We start from the raw sequence: 15,598 nt of genomic DNA, 5'->3' as shown, positions 1-15,598 counted from the left end.
AACCGGATGCTGAATGTAGGGAACACTTCCCTATTTATACATCCATTAAAAAAATAATTATGGCTAAGCAAAAAGACAAAAAAGCCGGCAAACGCATGAAAAAGAAAGAACTCGCCAAAGTTCTGCTGGACTTCTTTCACTACAAACAAGACGAAGTTTTATCCCTGAAATATATTTTTGACCAACTGCGCCTCACCACACATCCCCTGAAGATGCTGTGCATGGACATCTTGTCCGAACTGGTGATGGACGACTACATCAGCGAAACAGAGAAACATAAATACAAGCTGAACACCCACGGCGTGGAGATGACAGGCATCTTCCAACGCAAGAGCAACGGTAAGAACTCCTTCTTGCCCGAAGATGGCGGAGACCCGATCTTCATTGCCGAACGAAATTCGGCACATGCCATGAACAACGACAAGGTACGCATAGCTTTCTATGCCAAACGTCGAGGGCGGATAGCCGAAGGAGAAGTGGTGGAGATATTGGAACGTGCCAACGATACGTTTGTGGGCACACTGGAAGTTGCCAAGTCGTATGCTTTCCTTGTGACGGAAAACCGTACGCTTGCCAACGACATTTTCATTCCCAAAGAGAAACTGAAAGGTGGAAAGACGGGCGACAAAGCCATCGTGAAGGTGGTGGAATGGCCGGACAAGGCTAAGAACCCCATCGGGCAGGTAATTGACATTTTGGGAAAAGCCGGAGACAATACCACCGAGATGCATGCCATTCTGGCGGAATTCGGCTTGCCGTATGTCTACCCTGCTGCTGTAGAGAAAGCCGCCGACAAGATACCCGCCGAAATCTCTGCCGAAGAAATAGCCAAGCGTGAAGATTTCCGCCAAGTGACTACTTTCACCATCGACCCTAAAGATGCCAAAGACTTCGACGATGCCCTTTCTATCCGCCAACTGAAGGAGGGACTTTGGGAAGTAGGCGTACACATCGCCGACGTGACCCACTACGTAAAAGAGGGAGGCATCATCGACAAGGAGGCTGAGAAACGAGCTACCTCGGTTTATCTCGTAGACCGTACCATCCCGATGCTGCCCGAACGGTTGTGCAACTTCATCTGCTCTCTCCGTCCCGACGAAGAGAAACTGGCCTATTCCGTCATCTTCGAAATGACGGAAAAGGGAGAAGTGAAAAACTCGCGAGTGGTACATACCGTCATCAAAAGCGACCGCCGCTTCACCTACGAGGAGGCGCAGGAGATTATCGAAACCGGAAAAGGCGACTTCAAGGAAGAAATCCTCCAATTGGATAAGTTGGCCAAGATTCTGCGCGACAACCGCTTTAAGGCCGGTGCCATCAACTTCGACCGTTATGAGGTGAAGTTTGAGATAGACGAGAAAGGCAAGCCGGTAAGCGTTTACTTCAAGGTGGCTAAAGATGCCAACAAACTGGTGGAGGAATTCATGTTGCTTGCCAACCGCACCGTGGCCGAGAAGATAGGACGCGTGCCCAAAAGCAAAAAGGCAAAAGTGTTTCCCTACCGCATACACGACCTGCCCGATCCCGAAAAACTGGACAATCTGGCTCAGTTCATCGCCCGCTTTGGTTACAAGCTACGCACGGCAGGCACGAAAACCGACATCTCCAAATCCATCAACCACCTGTTGGACGACATTCAGGGCAAGAAAGAGGAGAACTTGATTGAAACCGTGTCCATTCGTGCCATGCAGAAGGCACGCTACTCCATACACAATGTGGGGCATTACGGTCTGGCATTCGACTATTATACACACTTCACCTCGCCCATCCGCCGCTTCCCCGACATGATGGTGCACCGCTTGCTGACTAAGTACCTCGATATGGGTGGTCGCAGCGTGTCCGAGCAGAAATATGAGGATCTTTGCGAGCACAGCAGCAACATGGAGCAGATAGCTGCCAATGCCGAGCGTGCTTCGGTGAAGTACAAGCAGGTGGAATTCATGTCAGAGCGTCTGGGTCAAGTTTACGATGGTGTCATCTCCGGAGTGACGGAGTGGGGCTTGTACGTGGAACTGAATGAGAATAAGTGCGAAGGGATGATTCCTATCCGCGACCTCGACGACGACTACTACGAGTTCGACGAGAAGAACTACTGCTTGCGCGGACGCCGCAAGAATCGCACGTACAGCTTGGGCGATGCCATCAGCATCAAAGTGGCACGTGCCAATCTGGAAAAGAAACAACTGGATTTTGCACTGATGGAATAAAACGATGAAGACAATCGCTATCACAGACCCCGTACAAATAAAAGAAGTAATAGATAAATGTCCTTATTGCATGGTGGGTATCACCGATGTAGAGGGCAATCCGTATGTGATTCCCATGAACTTCGCCTATCGGAACGGAGTGATATACCTTCATTCCGGCCCTGAAGGGGGCAAAATGGAGATGCTGGCAAAGCGCCCTCAAGTCTGCGTCACCTTCTGCGAGGGGCACGAGCTGGTGTACATGCACCGGCAGGTGGCATGCAGTTACAGCATGAAGTCGCGCAGTGTGATGTGCCGCGGAAAGGTGCGCTTCATAGAAGACATGGGGCAGAAGCGTGAGATTCTGGACTTTTTCATGAACCGATATACCGACAATCCTTGCACTTATTCCGAACCCGCCGTTCGCCATGTCAAGATATGGGAGGTGGCGGTGGAAGAGATGACGTGCAAAGCCTTCGGATTGCGCGTTAGCGAAACCTGATGTTGCTCCATATCCGAAAGAAATGGGCGGAACTTCTTTGCACATGTTATTGCCATGTTCTACATTATGTAAGTGCTTGGTTGGAGCTATCTTTTTAGACAAGGTCTGAAGATGTGCCTGTTGTTGAGCGTTGTATGCCCGGCCTTTGCCTTTACGAATGAGACACTCGTTCAAAAAGTCAAACACCTTGATGAATCATGCTTGTAAACGATGAGATACATATATTGAAGCAGTTGCAAACGGGTGACGAACAAGCCTTTAAGTACTTGTTTGATACCTATTTCGTTCCGTTGTGCCGCTTTATGAAGCTGTATCTCAAAGACGAAGCAGAGATAGAAGAGATTGCCATGGATATCTTTATGCACGTTTGGACGAACCGGGAAGAGTTTCAAATCAAGCTTTCCTTCAAAGCCTATCTTTTTCAGGCAGCCCGAAACCGATGCCTGAATGTGCTGCGCGACAGCAAGCGGACCTGTCCCATAGACGGGCTTGGCGAAACGTTGAGCGACAACTGCTTCATTGACGAGAACATAGAGTTGGAAGAGCTGCATCGCCTGATAGAGGAGGCCGTCTGCGCCTTGCCCGACAGATGCAGGGAGGTGTTCCGCCAAAGCCGTCAGGAGAACCTTACGAACAAAGAGATAGCCGAACGAACGCAAACCTCGGTAAAGACAGTGGAAGCGCAGATTACAAAAGCATTGAAATATATCCGCAAGTATCTGGACGGGAAATACTCTTATCTGTTCTGAAACCGCATGCTCAGCACTCCTTTCCTTTTCCCAAAAGCAATCCGTATGTGTGCAGGAAAAGCATCGGTTTGCCCTGCTGTTCCCTTAAAGTTAGACAAAGAAATATAAAAGCCGGGTAGCATCGTTATGCAATGTGATGAAAAAATCTATTTTTGTGATTGAAGATGTCAGAGAGTTACTGCCTATGTACAGAAACCTGTTTAGCCTGCTAACGTTGGGCGTATTGTTGACTGCCTGTAGCCGTACTGCCCCCCACATTGTTGTGGTATGCGAAGAGAACAATGTGGGAAATTGCATTGTGAAGTGGGAAATGTATCCTTTCGCCAAAGGTAAAGTAAAGGTATATGCTTCTACCAATCCCGATCTCATTCCTGAGGAGGTGCCCATTGCCATGGCCGACGTTACCGACCAGAAACTCACCATCATCACCACTGACCCCGTTCGACGTTATTACTACACCCTTGTCTTCGACGACCGATACAGGGTGAAAGTCGCCACCCGTAACATCAACATTCCCGGTATACAGAATTTCCGCGACTTGGGAGGTTACCCCTCTTATTCCACCAAAAAGTCCGTGCGTTGGGGCATGCTCTATCGTTCGGCCGAGATAGACAGCTTGGAGGACAGCTCGATTGGCGAACTGAAGAATCTTGGTATAAAGACCATCATCGACCTGCGTTCCCTTATCGAAGTGAACAGTCGAACGGACTTGCGGAAAGACTTTGACGTGGTGCACCTCCCTATTGGTATCGGCGAGATAGAGAATCTCCTGAAAGAGGCGAATGATCAGAAGATAAAAAACGATAGCCGCATGGCGGAACGGATGGATCGTGACTTGGTGAACAAGCTCGGCAAGGAATACCGGCAGATTTTCGACATTCTGCTGGATAAAGGAAGTTATCCCGTAGTGATACATTGCTCTTCGGGCAAGGGAAGTACAGGCATTGTCTCTGCACTGCTATTGGCCGCTCTCGGCGTGGACGAAGAGACCATCATGGAGGACTATCGTTTCAGTAACGACTACTTCAACAATCCTCCGGTTTCGGAAAATGCCTATCGCCTGCCCATGCGTTTGCGAGAAGTCTTTGCACCCCGAGGATGCAGTGACGATGGCTTCCTGACTGCCATCAAAAAGGAGGTGGAAAGAAGATACGGAGACGTGGACACTTACCTGCAACAGGGCATCGGCCTGACCAAAGACGAAATCAAGCGTCTGCGAAGCATGCTGCTGGTGGACGGCGGGCGATGAGAGAAAAGGCGCAAGGAGGTTGCACCGTGTCTTCACGGATAATTATAACGCACAAAATATAACCGTAATAACGCGATTCAAAACTGACCCACAACCGTTTCGCCATTTGAGTAGATGAATCTATTCCGCATTGATTTTCAGTAGGTTGAATACTGATTGACAGACACAACTCTCTGTCCTGTCAGACACAACTCTCTGTCCTGTCAGACACAACTCTCTGTCCTGTCAGACACAAGTTCTTGTCGCGACAGACACAAGTGTTTGAGCCGACAGACACAAGCCCCTGTCGGCTCAAAGGCCTGCGTCCTGCAAAAAACAATAACTTTTCTCCATAATCGCATAATAATCAGCCGGCAATAATCGAATATCCATTGGAAAGCACTATCTTTGCAGCCGAAATTTAAGATATACGAAAAAATTAATGAAGACATTTGAAGAGCTCGGTGTGTCGGCGGAGATACGCCGTGCCATTGAAGAGATGGGATATGCGTGTCCCATGCCGGTACAAGAGGAAGTGATTCCTTACCTTTTAGGAGAAAACAATGACGTAGTGGCGCTGGCACAAACCGGAACAGGAAAGACTGCCGCATTCGGCCTGCCGCTTATACAGAAGATTGACGTAAACCAACAGATTCCCCAATCCCTCATCCTTTGCCCCACCCGTGAGCTTTGCCTCCAGATAGCGGGCGACCTGAACGATTACTCCAAATACATCGACGGCCTGCGCGTATTGCCTGTATACGGCGGTTCGTCCATCGAGAGCCAGATACGCGCCCTGAAACGGGGAGTACACATCATCGTTGCCACACCGGGACGACTGCTCGACCTGATGGAGCGCAAAACCGTATCCCTCGCCACTATCCGGAACGTAGTGATGGACGAGGCCGACGAGATGCTGAACATGGGGTTCACCGACAGCATCAACGCCATTCTGGCCGACGTGCCCCAAGAGCGCAACACATTGCTGTTCTCTGCCACCATGAGTCCGGAGATAGCACGCATCTCGAAGAACTACCTGCATAACGCCAAGGAAATCACCATCGGACGTAAGAATGAGGGTACGAGCAACGTGAAGCACGTGGTTTTCTGCGTCCATGCCAAAGACAAATACGCCGCACTGAAGCGCATCGTCGATTATTACCCGCAGATATACGGCATCATCTTCTGCCGCACCCGCAAGGAGACGCAGGAGATTGCCGACAAACTGATGCAGGAGGGCTACAATGCCGACTCCCTGCACGGCGAACTGAGCCAGGCGCAGAGAGACGCCGTGATGCAGAAGTTCCGCATCCGCAACCTGCAACTGCTGGTTGCCACCGATGTGGCTGCCCGTGGTCTGGATGTGGACGACCTGACCCATGTCATCAACTATGGGCTGCCGGACGACACCGAGAGCTACACCCACCGCAGCGGTCGCACCGGACGTGCCGGAAAGACAGGAACCTCCATCGCCATCATCAACTTGCGCGAAAAGGGGAAGATGCGCGAAATAGAGCGCATCATCGCCAAGAAGTTCGAACAGGGAGAAATGCCCACTGCCGACCAAATATGCGAAAAGCAGTTGCTGAAGGTAATCGACGATTTGGAAAAGGTGAAAGTGAACGAAGAAGAAATAGAGGCTTTCATGCCCGACGTATATCGCAAGCTGGACTGGCTGAGCAAGGAAGACCTGATAAAGCGGATGGTTTCGCATGAGTTCAACAAGTTCCTCGATTACTATCGCGACCGCGAAGATATCGCAGCGGCCACCGGCAATGAACGGGGTGCGAAAGGCGGAGAACGCGGTGCACGCGGCGAGCGTCGCGGGGGAAATGGCGGCAACCGTCAGCCCGAAGCAGGCTACAAACGCCTGTTTATCAATTTAGGCAAGATGGACAACTTCTTTCCCGGCGAACTCATCGGCCTGCTGAACAAGAATACTCGCGGACGCATCGAGCTGGGTCGCATCGACCTGATGCAGAAGTTTTCTTTCTTCGAGGTAGAAGAAAAAGAGGCCGCCGGCGTGGTGAAAGCCTTGAACCGTGCCAACTGGAACGGACGCAAGGTGTCGGTCGAGATTGCCGGCGAAGAGAACGGCAACGACGCTCCGAGAAGCGGCAGGCACAAAAACGACGGCGAAAACGGAAGCCGTGGCAAGAAAGAGCGAGGCGGGAAAAAGGAATATGCCGACAAGAAGCAGGGGCATAAGGACGGCAGGCAGGGCGATGCCCCGGCAGTCCGCCGCAAAGAGAAGAACGAAAACGCAGCATCCGCCAAGAAGAACAAGCCCAGCCGCGAAGAACGGGGCTACACCAAAGCCCGTGGCAAGAAGGACGACTGGAAGCAATTCTTCCAAGGCTACGATGACTTCAAAGACCCCGAACCCGATTTTAGCGAGGAGGGATGGGCCAAACGGAGCAAGAAGAAGAAATGAGCTTTGCACAGGCATTGTGAAGGTTGTGTCAAGAACAAAGGCGTTCTTTGACACAACCTTTTTTTATTGAGCCGTTTTCGTAACCTTAACCTCCTTTCCCACCTCGAAGACGGCTTCCCGGGTAGGGTCGGATACCCGCACGTCGGGTGCATCCGTGCCGTTGCGTTTCAGCATAATCACGCAAGGCTTTTCGGCTTTAATCGCATAATCACCGCAATCCAACTCTCCGGGAGCGAAGAATATGGCCTGTGTGATGCCCGATTTCACGTGGGTCACTGCCTGCAATTCCGCCGTGTGGCTTTCTATCCGTACGGCATTGGTGTCATAAGCCTTCAGCGATGCCGGAGATGCTATGCCCGGCAGCAGTATGTAGGCATACCGGCCCTGCTGCGGATTGCTTCCGTGCGACATCCATAGGTTGAATACGGGCAATGTTTCGGTCTCGCCCGACTGATTGAAGTTGATTCTCGACCACTTGCCCGATTGGTTGCCGTGCTTCAAATGCACGGTCGTGCTGTCGGGGAAGTAGTAGCCCACCTTGTTGTGCCATATCCATCCTTGATAAGAGGAGTTTACGGGGCTGCCGGCAGCAATTTTGGAGAGTTGCCCGTTGGCGAGGGCATATACATCGCCCACGAGATGACACTGGTTGACGGAAGTGTTCACCTCGTGCCCGGCACCTCCGGTAATGCCGGAACCGAGGCATACAATTTCATTGTCGAACATAAACCATCCTTTGTTGGCCCGTGTGTCGTAATCGTTCATGGCATAGGCCATGACGCCGTACATGCCGTCGGACACGCCACCCACAAAGTCTGCCACCCCCTTCACGCCCCATTCGTTGCGGTTTTCCGTTTCGCCTGTCGGGGCGGTTGTTCCCGGAATCTTGTCCCACTCCCACACGCCGAAGATGTTGAGGTATTCATCTCCCGTTATGCGGATATTGGTGGCTCCTTCGCTGAGGTAAGTGCCCAGAAGGTTTTCACCGTTACCCCTTTCCGAACGGCAGGTGCGGGTGGAAACCGCACGCACCGAGAAGTCGTAACGCTTGCGGTTGTGCAACATGTAGTCCGAAAGCTCGTAAAGCTTGTTGCGGTTGTTGCGTCCGTAGGAGGCTTCTTTGGCTGCAAAGCGGCGGGCGGCAGCGTCATACTCTTCCGCATGGGCAGGATCCAGTTGCTTCATCTTCTTGAACAAGTCGGCATAGTCGCCGAAGTCGAGTATGTTCTTTCGGCTTACGCTTCGTCCGCATACGCTGAAATCCATGTAGCGCGAGCGGAACACATTCAGGTAAGTGCCACGCACGAACTCGGAGAAGAGGCGTGTCTGCGTTTCGCTCATCGCATAGCGTGTGCCGGCAAAGAGCGGGGCAACGAGGGCGATGTTGTTGACGAACACCGTGCCGTAGCCCCCGATATAGAGCTGATTGCCATGCTGCTGGTAGGAAAGGTCTTCGCGGATGCCTTCGAAGTCGGTGATGCACACCGGTTGGAAGAACTCGCCTACGTTGGTTCTTACGATGCTGTCGTTCTTCAACACACAGCCGCGAATCATGTGGTGCATGGCGATGTCTTGCTTGTTGGCTCCGGTCCATTTGCGCGGGTCGCTTTTCGCCATCATCTCCATCAGCCCCTGTATGATGGCAGGCGACACCTTTACCGGCGCGGCTTCGTGCAAAGCGAGGATGTCGGCCATCATCTTCGGCACGGAGATATCGTTATACCACCAGTTATAGGAAGTAGGCTTGTACTCGTCCCACGTCAGCAACGCCCGGTTGATGGCACGGTAGAGCACTTGGTTGCCATACAGGTCGGATTCGGGGCAGGTATATGCCGTGAGCATGCGCCGCACCCGGTTCAAGTGTTCCTGCGGCTCCCAATTGGTACGGAAGAAGCACTTATAGTCTATCTGCGGCCACTTGCCGTCGGGCGTCATCAGTTTCATCAGGCTGGTGGCGTTCTTGTTCAAAGTTTCTACCGGAGTGCTTTCGTACAGTCTTTGGCGGACGCGCTGCAACACCAGCTCGTAGTCGTCTTTCGGCTGCGTCGGTTTGTAGGCGGCTTTCTTCCCTTTATCGGGGTCGAAGTGGTTGACGTAGGGATGGTGGGCGAGCTTCACCTTGCCGGTGACGGTCAGTGTGACAGGCTCTTTCAGGTTGGTGAACACTTCGGTGGGGATGCTGATGGCTTCGGCTTTCCGTCCTTCGGGATGGTAGGTGATGCGGATAACGCCTTTCTCGCCGGGCTTGTAGGGCTTGTCTTTCCATTTGGCCGAGGTGCATCCGCAACCCGTTATCACTTGCTTGATGACGAGCGGCTCGCTGCCTGTGTTGACAAAACGGAAGTCGTGGTAAACATCGCCTTCCTGCTCGTCTATCCGGCCGAAATCGTGTTCGGTTTCGGCGAAGGTCATCTCCTGCGCGCGGGCATTCGCCGCAAGGAAGAAGAGAAGGACGGCGGCAGTGGCGACGCTGAAGCTGTTCATAGGGCAAATAAAGGTTCTTTTCATACTGTCTTGGTGTGTTCTTGGTTTTCGGGCGTAAAGTTAGTGGTGCGGGCCGGAACAGACGTATCAAATAGTACGGATTATAAGTAATTTTGTTTCAAACGCCGATTACGGCCAATCGAAAGGGAGTGTTTCTTGATTGACCGGAGTTCGACAACAAGAGGAGAAGTTTGCGAGATGCCTTCCGAAAGTTGCTGACTCACGCATGAAAACATCTGCTTCTAATGGAAGTGTTCTTCATCGCAAGCGCTGCGTTGTATATCTTGCGCCTTGCGATGTGTATCTTAGCGTTTGCGATATACAACGCAGCGCTTGCGATAGAGTTTTCTCCCTAATCTCTTCCTACTTTAGATAAGGACGGGACGGATTTTATTCGCAGGCGACAGGATTTTCTTGTACGGACGAAGGCCATCCCCCAAGCCTTGTGTCGAACACGGGCTAATCAGATGGACATTGTTTGCCGCATCTTTATACGTTTCCGGTCGGGCGGAGGGGAGGTTGTATCTCCGGCGTTTCATGAATACATGCGGTGAAAACCTTACTTCTCGCATCCTTTGGTGCTGAACGCCACGAGCATCCACACCAGCTTTTCCTGTTCTTTCAGATAGCCGGTCATCAAGTCGGCCGTTACGTCATCGCCGGCTTCGCCTGCCAGTTCAATCAGTTTACGCTCTTCGCCAATCAGATAGCGGTAAGTCTCGAGGATATGGTCTACGGCCTCGCAACTGCAAGAGATGTCCGAAACTTCCTTTATCTTTGCCGTCTTCAGGTATTCGCTGAATTTGTTTTCGGGCGTACTTCCGAGCATCAGCAGGCGCTCGGCTATTTCGTCCACCTTCTCGGCCGTGTCGTCATACATCTCTTCGAATTTCTCGTGCAACACAAAGAAACCGTGCCCCTTGATGTTCCAGTGCATGCCGCGCAGATTGGTGTAGTGCACCTGAAAATCTGCCAATAACTGATTCAATGCCGATACCACACCGGCCACTTTCGTCTCATTCAAATGTAAGTAATCCAACGTTTTCATAATTCGTTTGTTTTAGAAGTTGATACTATGTTTCGTTTGTTTTTTGATGCAAAGATAAAGGCCGAACCGATACTTGTCAAACAGATAATTTCTATCTTTGCATAGACTGTTTCTATATAACACACAAAAAAGCCCTGTTCATCATGACTTTACAACAACTGGAATACATCCTTGCCGTCGACCGCTTCCGTCACTTTGCCAAAGCGGCCGAGCATTGCCGCGTCACTCAGCCCACGCTGAGCGCCATGATACAGAAACTGGAAGAAGAATTGGATACCAGAATCTTCGACCGCAGCCGGCAGCCCGTATGTCCCACTCCCGTGGGCATCCACATCATCCGGCAGGCGCAACACATCCTGACGCAGACGGGGCGTATCAGGCATATCATAGAAGAAGAGAAACATTCCCTTACGGGCGTTTTCAAGTTGGGCATACTTCCCACCATTGCCCCTTACCTCTTGCCCCGGTTCTTTCCGCAACTGATGAAGAAATACCCCCAACTGGACATAAGGGTGGTAGAGATGCAAACAGACGTCCTCAAGAGGGCGTTGCAAACCGGAGAAATAGATGCGGGCATCGTTGCAAGTCTGGCAGGGATGGAAGAATTCGGGCAGACATCCCTGTTCTATGAAGAGTTTTTTGCATACGTCGCACGCGAAGAACCCTTGTTCGACCGCAAGATTGTTCGCACCTCCGACCTGACCGGCGAACAACTCTGGCTTCTCGACGAGGGGCACTGCTTCCGCGACCAGCTGGTGCGCTTCTGCCAACTGAAAGCCGCCCGTGCCAGTCAGTTGACTTATCGCTTGGGCAGTATGGAGACTTTCATGCGCATGGTGGAGAACGGCAAGGGGGTGACTTTCATACCTGAGCTGTCGGTGCTGCAATTGAACGAAAGCCAAAAAGAACTGGTACGTCCTTTTGCCATCCCCTGTCCCACGCGGCAGATTGTGATGTTGACCGACCGGAACTTCATCCGACACACGTTGTTGGAAACGCTGGTGCGTGAGATACAGAGTTCCGTCCCTCCCCAAATGCTTGCTCTGAAGGCCACTCAGGTTGCTGTATAGATTCTGTCTATCGACCCATAAATTCTTTCAATCGGTTTTTTTGTTCTTCCGGCGGAAAATGCTATATTTTTGCAAACAGAAACAAAAAACGAGATTATAACATTTACTAAAACAAAAAGAATTATGGAACCGATTATCAACTCTCAACTTCCTGAATTCAAGGTTCAGGCTTTCCAGAACGGAACTTTCAAAACTGTATCGAGCGAAGACGTAAAAGGCAAGTGGGCCATTTTCTTCTTCTATCCGGCAGACTTTACCTTCGTGTGCCCCACCGAATTGGTAGACATCGCCGAGAAATACGAGCAATTCCGGGCAATGGGCGTGGAGGTGTACTCAGTGAGTACAGACTCGCACTTCGTACACAAAGCATGGCACGACGCTTCCGAAAGCATACGCAAAATCAAGTACCCGATGCTGGCAGACCCTACGGGCGTACTGAGCCGTGCATTCGGTGTGATGATTGAAGAAGACGGCATGGCCTATCGCGGCACGTTCCTCGTGAACCCCGAAGGCAAAATCAAGATTGCCGAAATACAAGACAACAGCATCGGACGTAATGCCGACGAGTTGTTGCGTAAGGTAGAAGCCGCGCAATTCGTTGCCACACACGACGGTGAGGTATGCCCTGCCAAGTGGAAGAAAGGCGGCGAAACGCTGAAACCCAGCATCGACCTTGTCGGTAAGATTTAAGCCGCAGATAAAGAATACCGTCGGCTTCATCGGGAAGAGCAGATGGAGGCTCGCCGATGAGGCCGACAACTCTTCTGTACGGCACGTTCCATCGCAAGACGGTACATGCGGTTTCTCCACTTCACTTAATAATTTCCCCCTCGTATAATTATGTTAGATACAACTATTTTAGAGCAAGTGCGGAGCGTATTCCGGCATTTGCAAGCCCGTTACGTCTTTCACGCCAGCCACTCGCCGAAGCACGAGAAGAGTCGGGAGCTAATCGACTTTCTGAATGATGTGGCCGGCTGTTCCGATAAACTTTCCTGCCGATTGACCGAGGTCGACAAGCCCGTGCTTGAGTTTTCTCTTATGAAAGAGGAAGCGGAAACGGGCATCAGGTTTCGTGGCATACCGGGCGGGCATGAATTCACCTCACTCCTGCTGGCTGTGCTGAATGCCGACGGGAAAGGCAAAAATCTGCCGGATGAGACCATCATCCGCCGCATCAAGGCCTTGAAAGGCCCCATCGGCCTGAAAACTTACGTATCGCTGACGTGCACCAACTGTCCCGATGTGGTGCAGGCGCTCAACGTCATTGCTTTGCTGAATCCGGATGTGACGCACGAGATGGTGGACGGAGACGTTTATCAAGAGGAAGTGAATGCATTGAAGATACAGGCCGTGCCATCGGTTTATGCCAATGGAAAGCCGTTGCACGTGGGACGCGGCTCGTTAGGCCAATTGTTGCAAAAGTTGGAAGAGGCTTTCGGAAGCCTGCCGCAAGCGGATGCAACTCCTGTCGAAAGGACATTCGATGTGCTCGTTCTCGGGGGAGGTCCTGCCGGGACCTCGGCGGCCATCTACTCTGCCCGCAAGGGGTTGCGTGTGGCGGTCGTTGCCGGACGGATAGGCGGACAGGTGAAAGAGACCGTGGGCATCGAAAACCTGATTTCCGTGCCGCAAACCACGGGTGCGCAACTGGCCGATGCACTCAGGAATCACATCGGACACTATCCGATAGAACTGTTTGAAGACCGGCAGATAGAGAAGGCAGAGCTGCAAGGCAAGACGAAGCGCATCTCCGTGACGGGAGGCGAAACATTCATTGCTCCCGCAGTAATCATTGCCACGGGTGCCGGATGGCGCAAGCTGAATGTAGAGGGCGAGGCCGAATACATCGGTCGTGGCGTGGCTTTCTGTCCGCACTGCGACGGCCCGTTCTATCAGGGAAAGCACGTGGCCGTGATTGGCGGAGGCAACTCCGGCATAGAAGCCGCCATCGACTTGGCAGGTATCTGCCGGAAAGTTACTGTATTCGAGTTTGCCGATACGCTGAAGGCCGACCAAGTGCTTCAAACAAAAGCCCAAAGCCTGCCGAACGTGGAAATCTTCACCTCCTCGCAGACCACGAAAGTTGTGGGTAATGGCGAGAAGGTGACAGCCATCCGCGTTAAAGACCGCCTTACGGGCGAGGAACGTGACTTCCCTCTGGATGGCATCTTCGTGCAGATAGGCCTCTCGGCCAATAGCCTCCCCTTTCGTGATGCGTTGGAGACCACTCCCATCGGAGAAATCAAGATAGACGCCTTTTGCCGCACCTCGCTTCCGGGTGTTTATGCAGCCGGCGATGTGTCGAGTGTGCCCTACAAGCAAATTGTCATTGCCATGGGCGAAGGAGCCAAAGCGGCACTTTCGGCGTTCGACGACCGCATCCGGGGGCTCTGCTGATAAGAACTCATTCTTTATTTACCGTTACCCGCCAACAATGCTTCCAGCAGTTTCTGCCTGCGTCGTTCGCGGGTTTCGGGTTTTCCTACAAAAGCGGCATTCATGCTTTCTTTTTGGCGGATGATGGATGTAAATTCTATCATAAGCCCAAGGTTACTTGGTGTAAATCTATCTGCAAGATATTATCCAGGACTGGGGGCTTTATTATACATTTTACAAGGCCATATGAAACATCGCACTGATAAGCATATCCGTTCTCTTTAAAAGTTTTGGTCTCGGTATAGTAATTGGCCTGTGCCGCTGCATAAACGGCACAGAAAAACAGTAGGAAAGAAATATTCAATGTTTTCATAATCTGTTTCCTCATACAAGACCAAATCTGTAACGATGCTATTCATTAAAACTATGCATCCAAAACCTCATCAAAAAATTCAACTTTTTCCCGTCTTTAGTGGGGGTAAACCATATTTGCTGCTTTAGCTCCACTTCTATCTTGCGATAGACAGAGAGTGGAATTGTGGCAAAAGGACTAGCTGTACTAAAATTAAACTCTACTTCAATAACCTTACCTGTTTCCGGACTTATATACATACATATTCCTACACTTCTGTTTTTCATCCTCAACTTTTGATCGGCAGTAAACGCATTGTTTACAATAGAAAGACTTTTCGGCCTTGTCCAAGTTTCCTCTACCACGTCGTCAAAATCAAATCCGAATCCAGGCACTTCTTTAGTATCCTTAAAGATTTGGTCTACATAAGTCAGTTTATTCTCCCTGTTGTAGAGATGTACATCATTGCCCGGTAATACATCGCACTGATAAGCATATCCGTTCTCTTTAAAAGTTTTGGTCTCGGTATAGTAATTGGCCTGTGCCGCTGCATAAGCGGCACAGAAAAACAGTAGGAAAGAAATATTCAATGTTTTCATAATCTGTTTCCTCATACAAGACCAAAGCTATATCGATGCTATTCGTTAAAGCTATGTCTCCAATATCTCATCAAATGATTCAATCTTTTCCCGTCTTTAGTGGGGGTAAACCATATTTGCTGCTTTAGCTCCACTTCTATCTTGCGATAGACAGAGAGTGGAATTGTGGCAAAAGGGCTAACTGTACTGAGATGAAACTCTACTTCAATAACCTTACCTGTTTCCGGACTTATATACATACATATTCCTACACTCCTGTTTTTCATCCTCAACTTTTGATCGGCAGTAAATGCATTGTTTACAATAGAAAGACTTTTCGGCCTTGTCCAAGTTTCCTCTACCACATCGTCAAAATCAAATCCGAATCCCGGCACTTCTTTAGTATCTTTAAAGATTTGGTCTACATAAGTCAGTTTGTTCTCTTTATTGTAGAGACGTACATCATTGCCCGGTAATACATCGCACTGATAAGTATATCCGTTCTCTTTAAAAGTTTTGGTCTCGGTATAGTAATTGGTCTGTGCCATAATATAAGTAGCACAGAAAATCAGTAAAAAAATCATCGTT

General features: G+C 50.6%; 14 protein-coding genes. 8 read left to right on the top strand and 6 right to left on the bottom strand.

Annotated elements, in window-relative coordinates; translation table 11 throughout:
- The first annotated feature begins 59 nt into the window (after nucleotides 1-59).
- The 5 genes from rnr to EV202_RS04425 all read left to right on the top strand — a co-directional run bounded on the left by rnr (nucleotide 60) and on the right by EV202_RS04425 (nucleotide 7,099).
- A complete protein-coding gene (gene rnr / locus EV202_RS04445; RefSeq protein WP_125238099.1) occupies nucleotides 60-2,207 on the top strand; it encodes a ribonuclease R in 2,148 nt (715 codons plus the stop codon).
- A 4-nt stretch (nucleotides 2,208-2,211) separates the two neighbouring features.
- Complete coding sequence (locus EV202_RS04440) at nucleotides 2,212-2,688, top strand: pyridoxamine 5'-phosphate oxidase family protein (protein ID WP_131925730.1); 477 nt, start codon at nucleotides 2,212-2,214, stop codon at nucleotides 2,686-2,688.
- Between the two features lie 197 nt (nucleotides 2,689-2,885).
- The gene (locus EV202_RS04435) at nucleotides 2,886-3,437 is read left to right on the top strand and encodes an RNA polymerase sigma-70 factor (RefSeq protein WP_106069465.1); all 552 of its coding nucleotides are present in this window, start codon (nucleotides 2,886-2,888) and stop codon (nucleotides 3,435-3,437) included.
- Nucleotides 3,438-3,621: 184 nt separating this feature from the next.
- Nucleotides 3,622-4,686 (top strand): tyrosine-protein phosphatase, encoded by a 1,065-nt coding sequence (locus tag EV202_RS04430; protein ID WP_131925749.1) that lies wholly within the window; start codon nucleotides 3,622-3,624, stop codon nucleotides 4,684-4,686.
- A gap of 421 nt (nucleotides 4,687-5,107) precedes the next feature.
- Nucleotides 5,108-7,099 carry a DEAD/DEAH box helicase gene (locus tag EV202_RS04425; protein WP_131925728.1) on the top strand — a complete coding sequence of 664 codons (1,992 nt, stop codon included), beginning with the start codon at nucleotides 5,108-5,110 and terminating at the stop codon, nucleotides 7,097-7,099.
- Nucleotides 7,100-7,162: 63 nt separating this feature from the next.
- On the opposite strand, the gene EV202_RS04420 is transcribed toward EV202_RS04425, so the two are convergent.
- Both EV202_RS04420 and EV202_RS04415 read right to left on the bottom strand, forming a co-directional pair.
- The gene (locus EV202_RS04420; RefSeq protein WP_234878239.1) at nucleotides 7,163-9,607 is read right to left on the bottom strand and encodes a polysaccharide lyase family 8 super-sandwich domain-containing protein; all 2,445 of its coding nucleotides are present in this window, start codon (nucleotides 9,605-9,607) and stop codon (nucleotides 7,163-7,165) included.
- Between the two features lie 535 nt (nucleotides 9,608-10,142).
- Nucleotides 10,143-10,631 (bottom strand): Dps family protein, encoded by a 489-nt coding sequence (locus tag EV202_RS04415; RefSeq protein WP_131925726.1) that lies wholly within the window; start codon nucleotides 10,629-10,631, stop codon nucleotides 10,143-10,145.
- Between the two features lie 143 nt (nucleotides 10,632-10,774).
- Here EV202_RS04415 and EV202_RS04410 point away from each other — a divergent pair, with 143 nt between their 5' ends.
- The 3 genes from EV202_RS04410 (at nucleotide 10,775) to ahpF (ending at nucleotide 14,101) form a co-directional block, all read left to right on the top strand.
- Complete coding sequence (locus EV202_RS04410) at nucleotides 10,775-11,701, top strand: hydrogen peroxide-inducible genes activator (RefSeq protein ID WP_131925724.1); 927 nt, start codon at nucleotides 10,775-10,777, stop codon at nucleotides 11,699-11,701.
- A 123-nt stretch (nucleotides 11,702-11,824) separates the two neighbouring features.
- The gene (gene ahpC, locus EV202_RS04405; RefSeq protein WP_106069458.1) at nucleotides 11,825-12,391 is read left to right on the top strand and encodes an alkyl hydroperoxide reductase subunit C; all 567 of its coding nucleotides are present in this window, start codon (nucleotides 11,825-11,827) and stop codon (nucleotides 12,389-12,391) included.
- 150 nt (nucleotides 12,392-12,541) lie between these two features.
- Nucleotides 12,542-14,101, top strand: a complete 1,560-nt coding sequence (ahpF, locus tag EV202_RS04400) for an alkyl hydroperoxide reductase subunit F (RefSeq protein WP_131925722.1) — start codon at nucleotides 12,542-12,544, stop codon at nucleotides 14,099-14,101.
- A gap of 14 nt (nucleotides 14,102-14,115) precedes the next feature.
- Here the strand turns inward: ahpF and EV202_RS15385 are convergent, their stop codons facing one another.
- The 4 genes from EV202_RS15385 to EV202_RS04385 are packed head-to-tail and all read right to left on the bottom strand — an operon-like array spanning nucleotide 14,116 to nucleotide 15,594.
- Nucleotides 14,116-14,244, bottom strand: a complete 129-nt coding sequence (locus EV202_RS15385; protein ID WP_262709379.1) for a hypothetical protein — start codon at nucleotides 14,242-14,244, stop codon at nucleotides 14,116-14,118.
- Nucleotides 14,241-14,453 (bottom strand): DUF5043 domain-containing protein, encoded by a 213-nt coding sequence (locus EV202_RS04395; protein WP_165899390.1) that lies wholly within the window; start codon nucleotides 14,451-14,453, stop codon nucleotides 14,241-14,243. Before EV202_RS04395 ends, EV202_RS15385 begins: the two co-directional genes overlap by 4 nt.
- A gap of 38 nt (nucleotides 14,454-14,491) precedes the next feature.
- A complete protein-coding gene (locus EV202_RS04390; RefSeq protein WP_131925718.1) occupies nucleotides 14,492-15,031 on the bottom strand; it encodes a DUF5043 domain-containing protein in 540 nt (179 codons plus the stop codon).
- A 38-nt stretch (nucleotides 15,032-15,069) separates the two neighbouring features.
- Nucleotides 15,070-15,594 (bottom strand): DUF5043 domain-containing protein, encoded by a 525-nt coding sequence (locus EV202_RS04385; RefSeq protein ID WP_234878238.1) that lies wholly within the window; start codon nucleotides 15,592-15,594, stop codon nucleotides 15,070-15,072.
- Nucleotides 15,595-15,598 lie beyond the last annotated feature (4 nt).

Origin of the sequence: Prevotella heparinolytica, from assembly GCF_004342845.1 — a bacterium.
In the GTDB taxonomy this organism is placed as follows: Bacteria; Bacteroidota; Bacteroidia; order Bacteroidales; family Bacteroidaceae; genus Bacteroides; species Bacteroides heparinolyticus.
The sequence above is the reverse complement of the archived record's forward strand: the minus strand, read 5'-3'. Positions and strand labels throughout refer to the sequence as shown.

Excerpts from the sequence above, each read along its gene's own strand:
- ahpF (WP_131925722.1), top strand. The coding sequence starts at position 12,542 with ATGTTAGATACAACTATTTTAGAGCAAGTGCGGAGCGTATTCCGGCAT.
- EV202_RS04410 (WP_131925724.1), top strand. The coding sequence starts at position 10,775 with ATGACTTTACAACAACTGGAATACATCCTTGCCGTCGACCGCTTCCGT.
- EV202_RS04435 (WP_106069465.1), top strand. The coding sequence starts at position 2,886 with ATGCTTGTAAACGATGAGATACATATATTGAAGCAGTTGCAAACGGGT.
- EV202_RS15385 (WP_262709379.1), bottom strand. The coding sequence starts at position 14,244 with ATGATAGAATTTACATCCATCATCCGCCAAAAAGAAAGCATGAATGCC.
- EV202_RS04425 (WP_131925728.1), top strand. The coding sequence starts at position 5,108 with ATGAAGACATTTGAAGAGCTCGGTGTGTCGGCGGAGATACGCCGTGCC.
- EV202_RS04440 (WP_131925730.1), top strand. The coding sequence starts at position 2,212 with ATGAAGACAATCGCTATCACAGACCCCGTACAAATAAAAGAAGTAATA.
- EV202_RS04415 (WP_131925726.1), bottom strand. The coding sequence starts at position 10,631 with ATGAAAACGTTGGATTACTTACATTTGAATGAGACGAAAGTGGCCGGT.
- EV202_RS04430 (WP_131925749.1), top strand. The coding sequence starts at position 3,622 with ATGTACAGAAACCTGTTTAGCCTGCTAACGTTGGGCGTATTGTTGACT.
- EV202_RS04420 (WP_234878239.1), bottom strand. The coding sequence starts at position 9,607 with ATGAAAAGAACCTTTATTTGCCCTATGAACAGCTTCAGCGTCGCCACT.
- rnr (WP_125238099.1), top strand. The coding sequence starts at position 60 with ATGGCTAAGCAAAAAGACAAAAAAGCCGGCAAACGCATGAAAAAGAAA.
- EV202_RS04395 (WP_165899390.1), bottom strand. The coding sequence starts at position 14,453 with ATGAAAACATTGAATATTTCTTTCCTACTGTTTTTCTGTGCCGTTTAT.
- ahpC (WP_106069458.1), top strand. The coding sequence starts at position 11,825 with ATGGAACCGATTATCAACTCTCAACTTCCTGAATTCAAGGTTCAGGCT.
- EV202_RS04390 (WP_131925718.1), bottom strand. The coding sequence starts at position 15,031 with ATGAAAACATTGAATATTTCTTTCCTACTGTTTTTCTGTGCCGCTTAT.
- EV202_RS04385 (WP_234878238.1), bottom strand. The coding sequence starts at position 15,594 with ATGATTTTTTTACTGATTTTCTGTGCTACTTATATTATGGCACAGACC.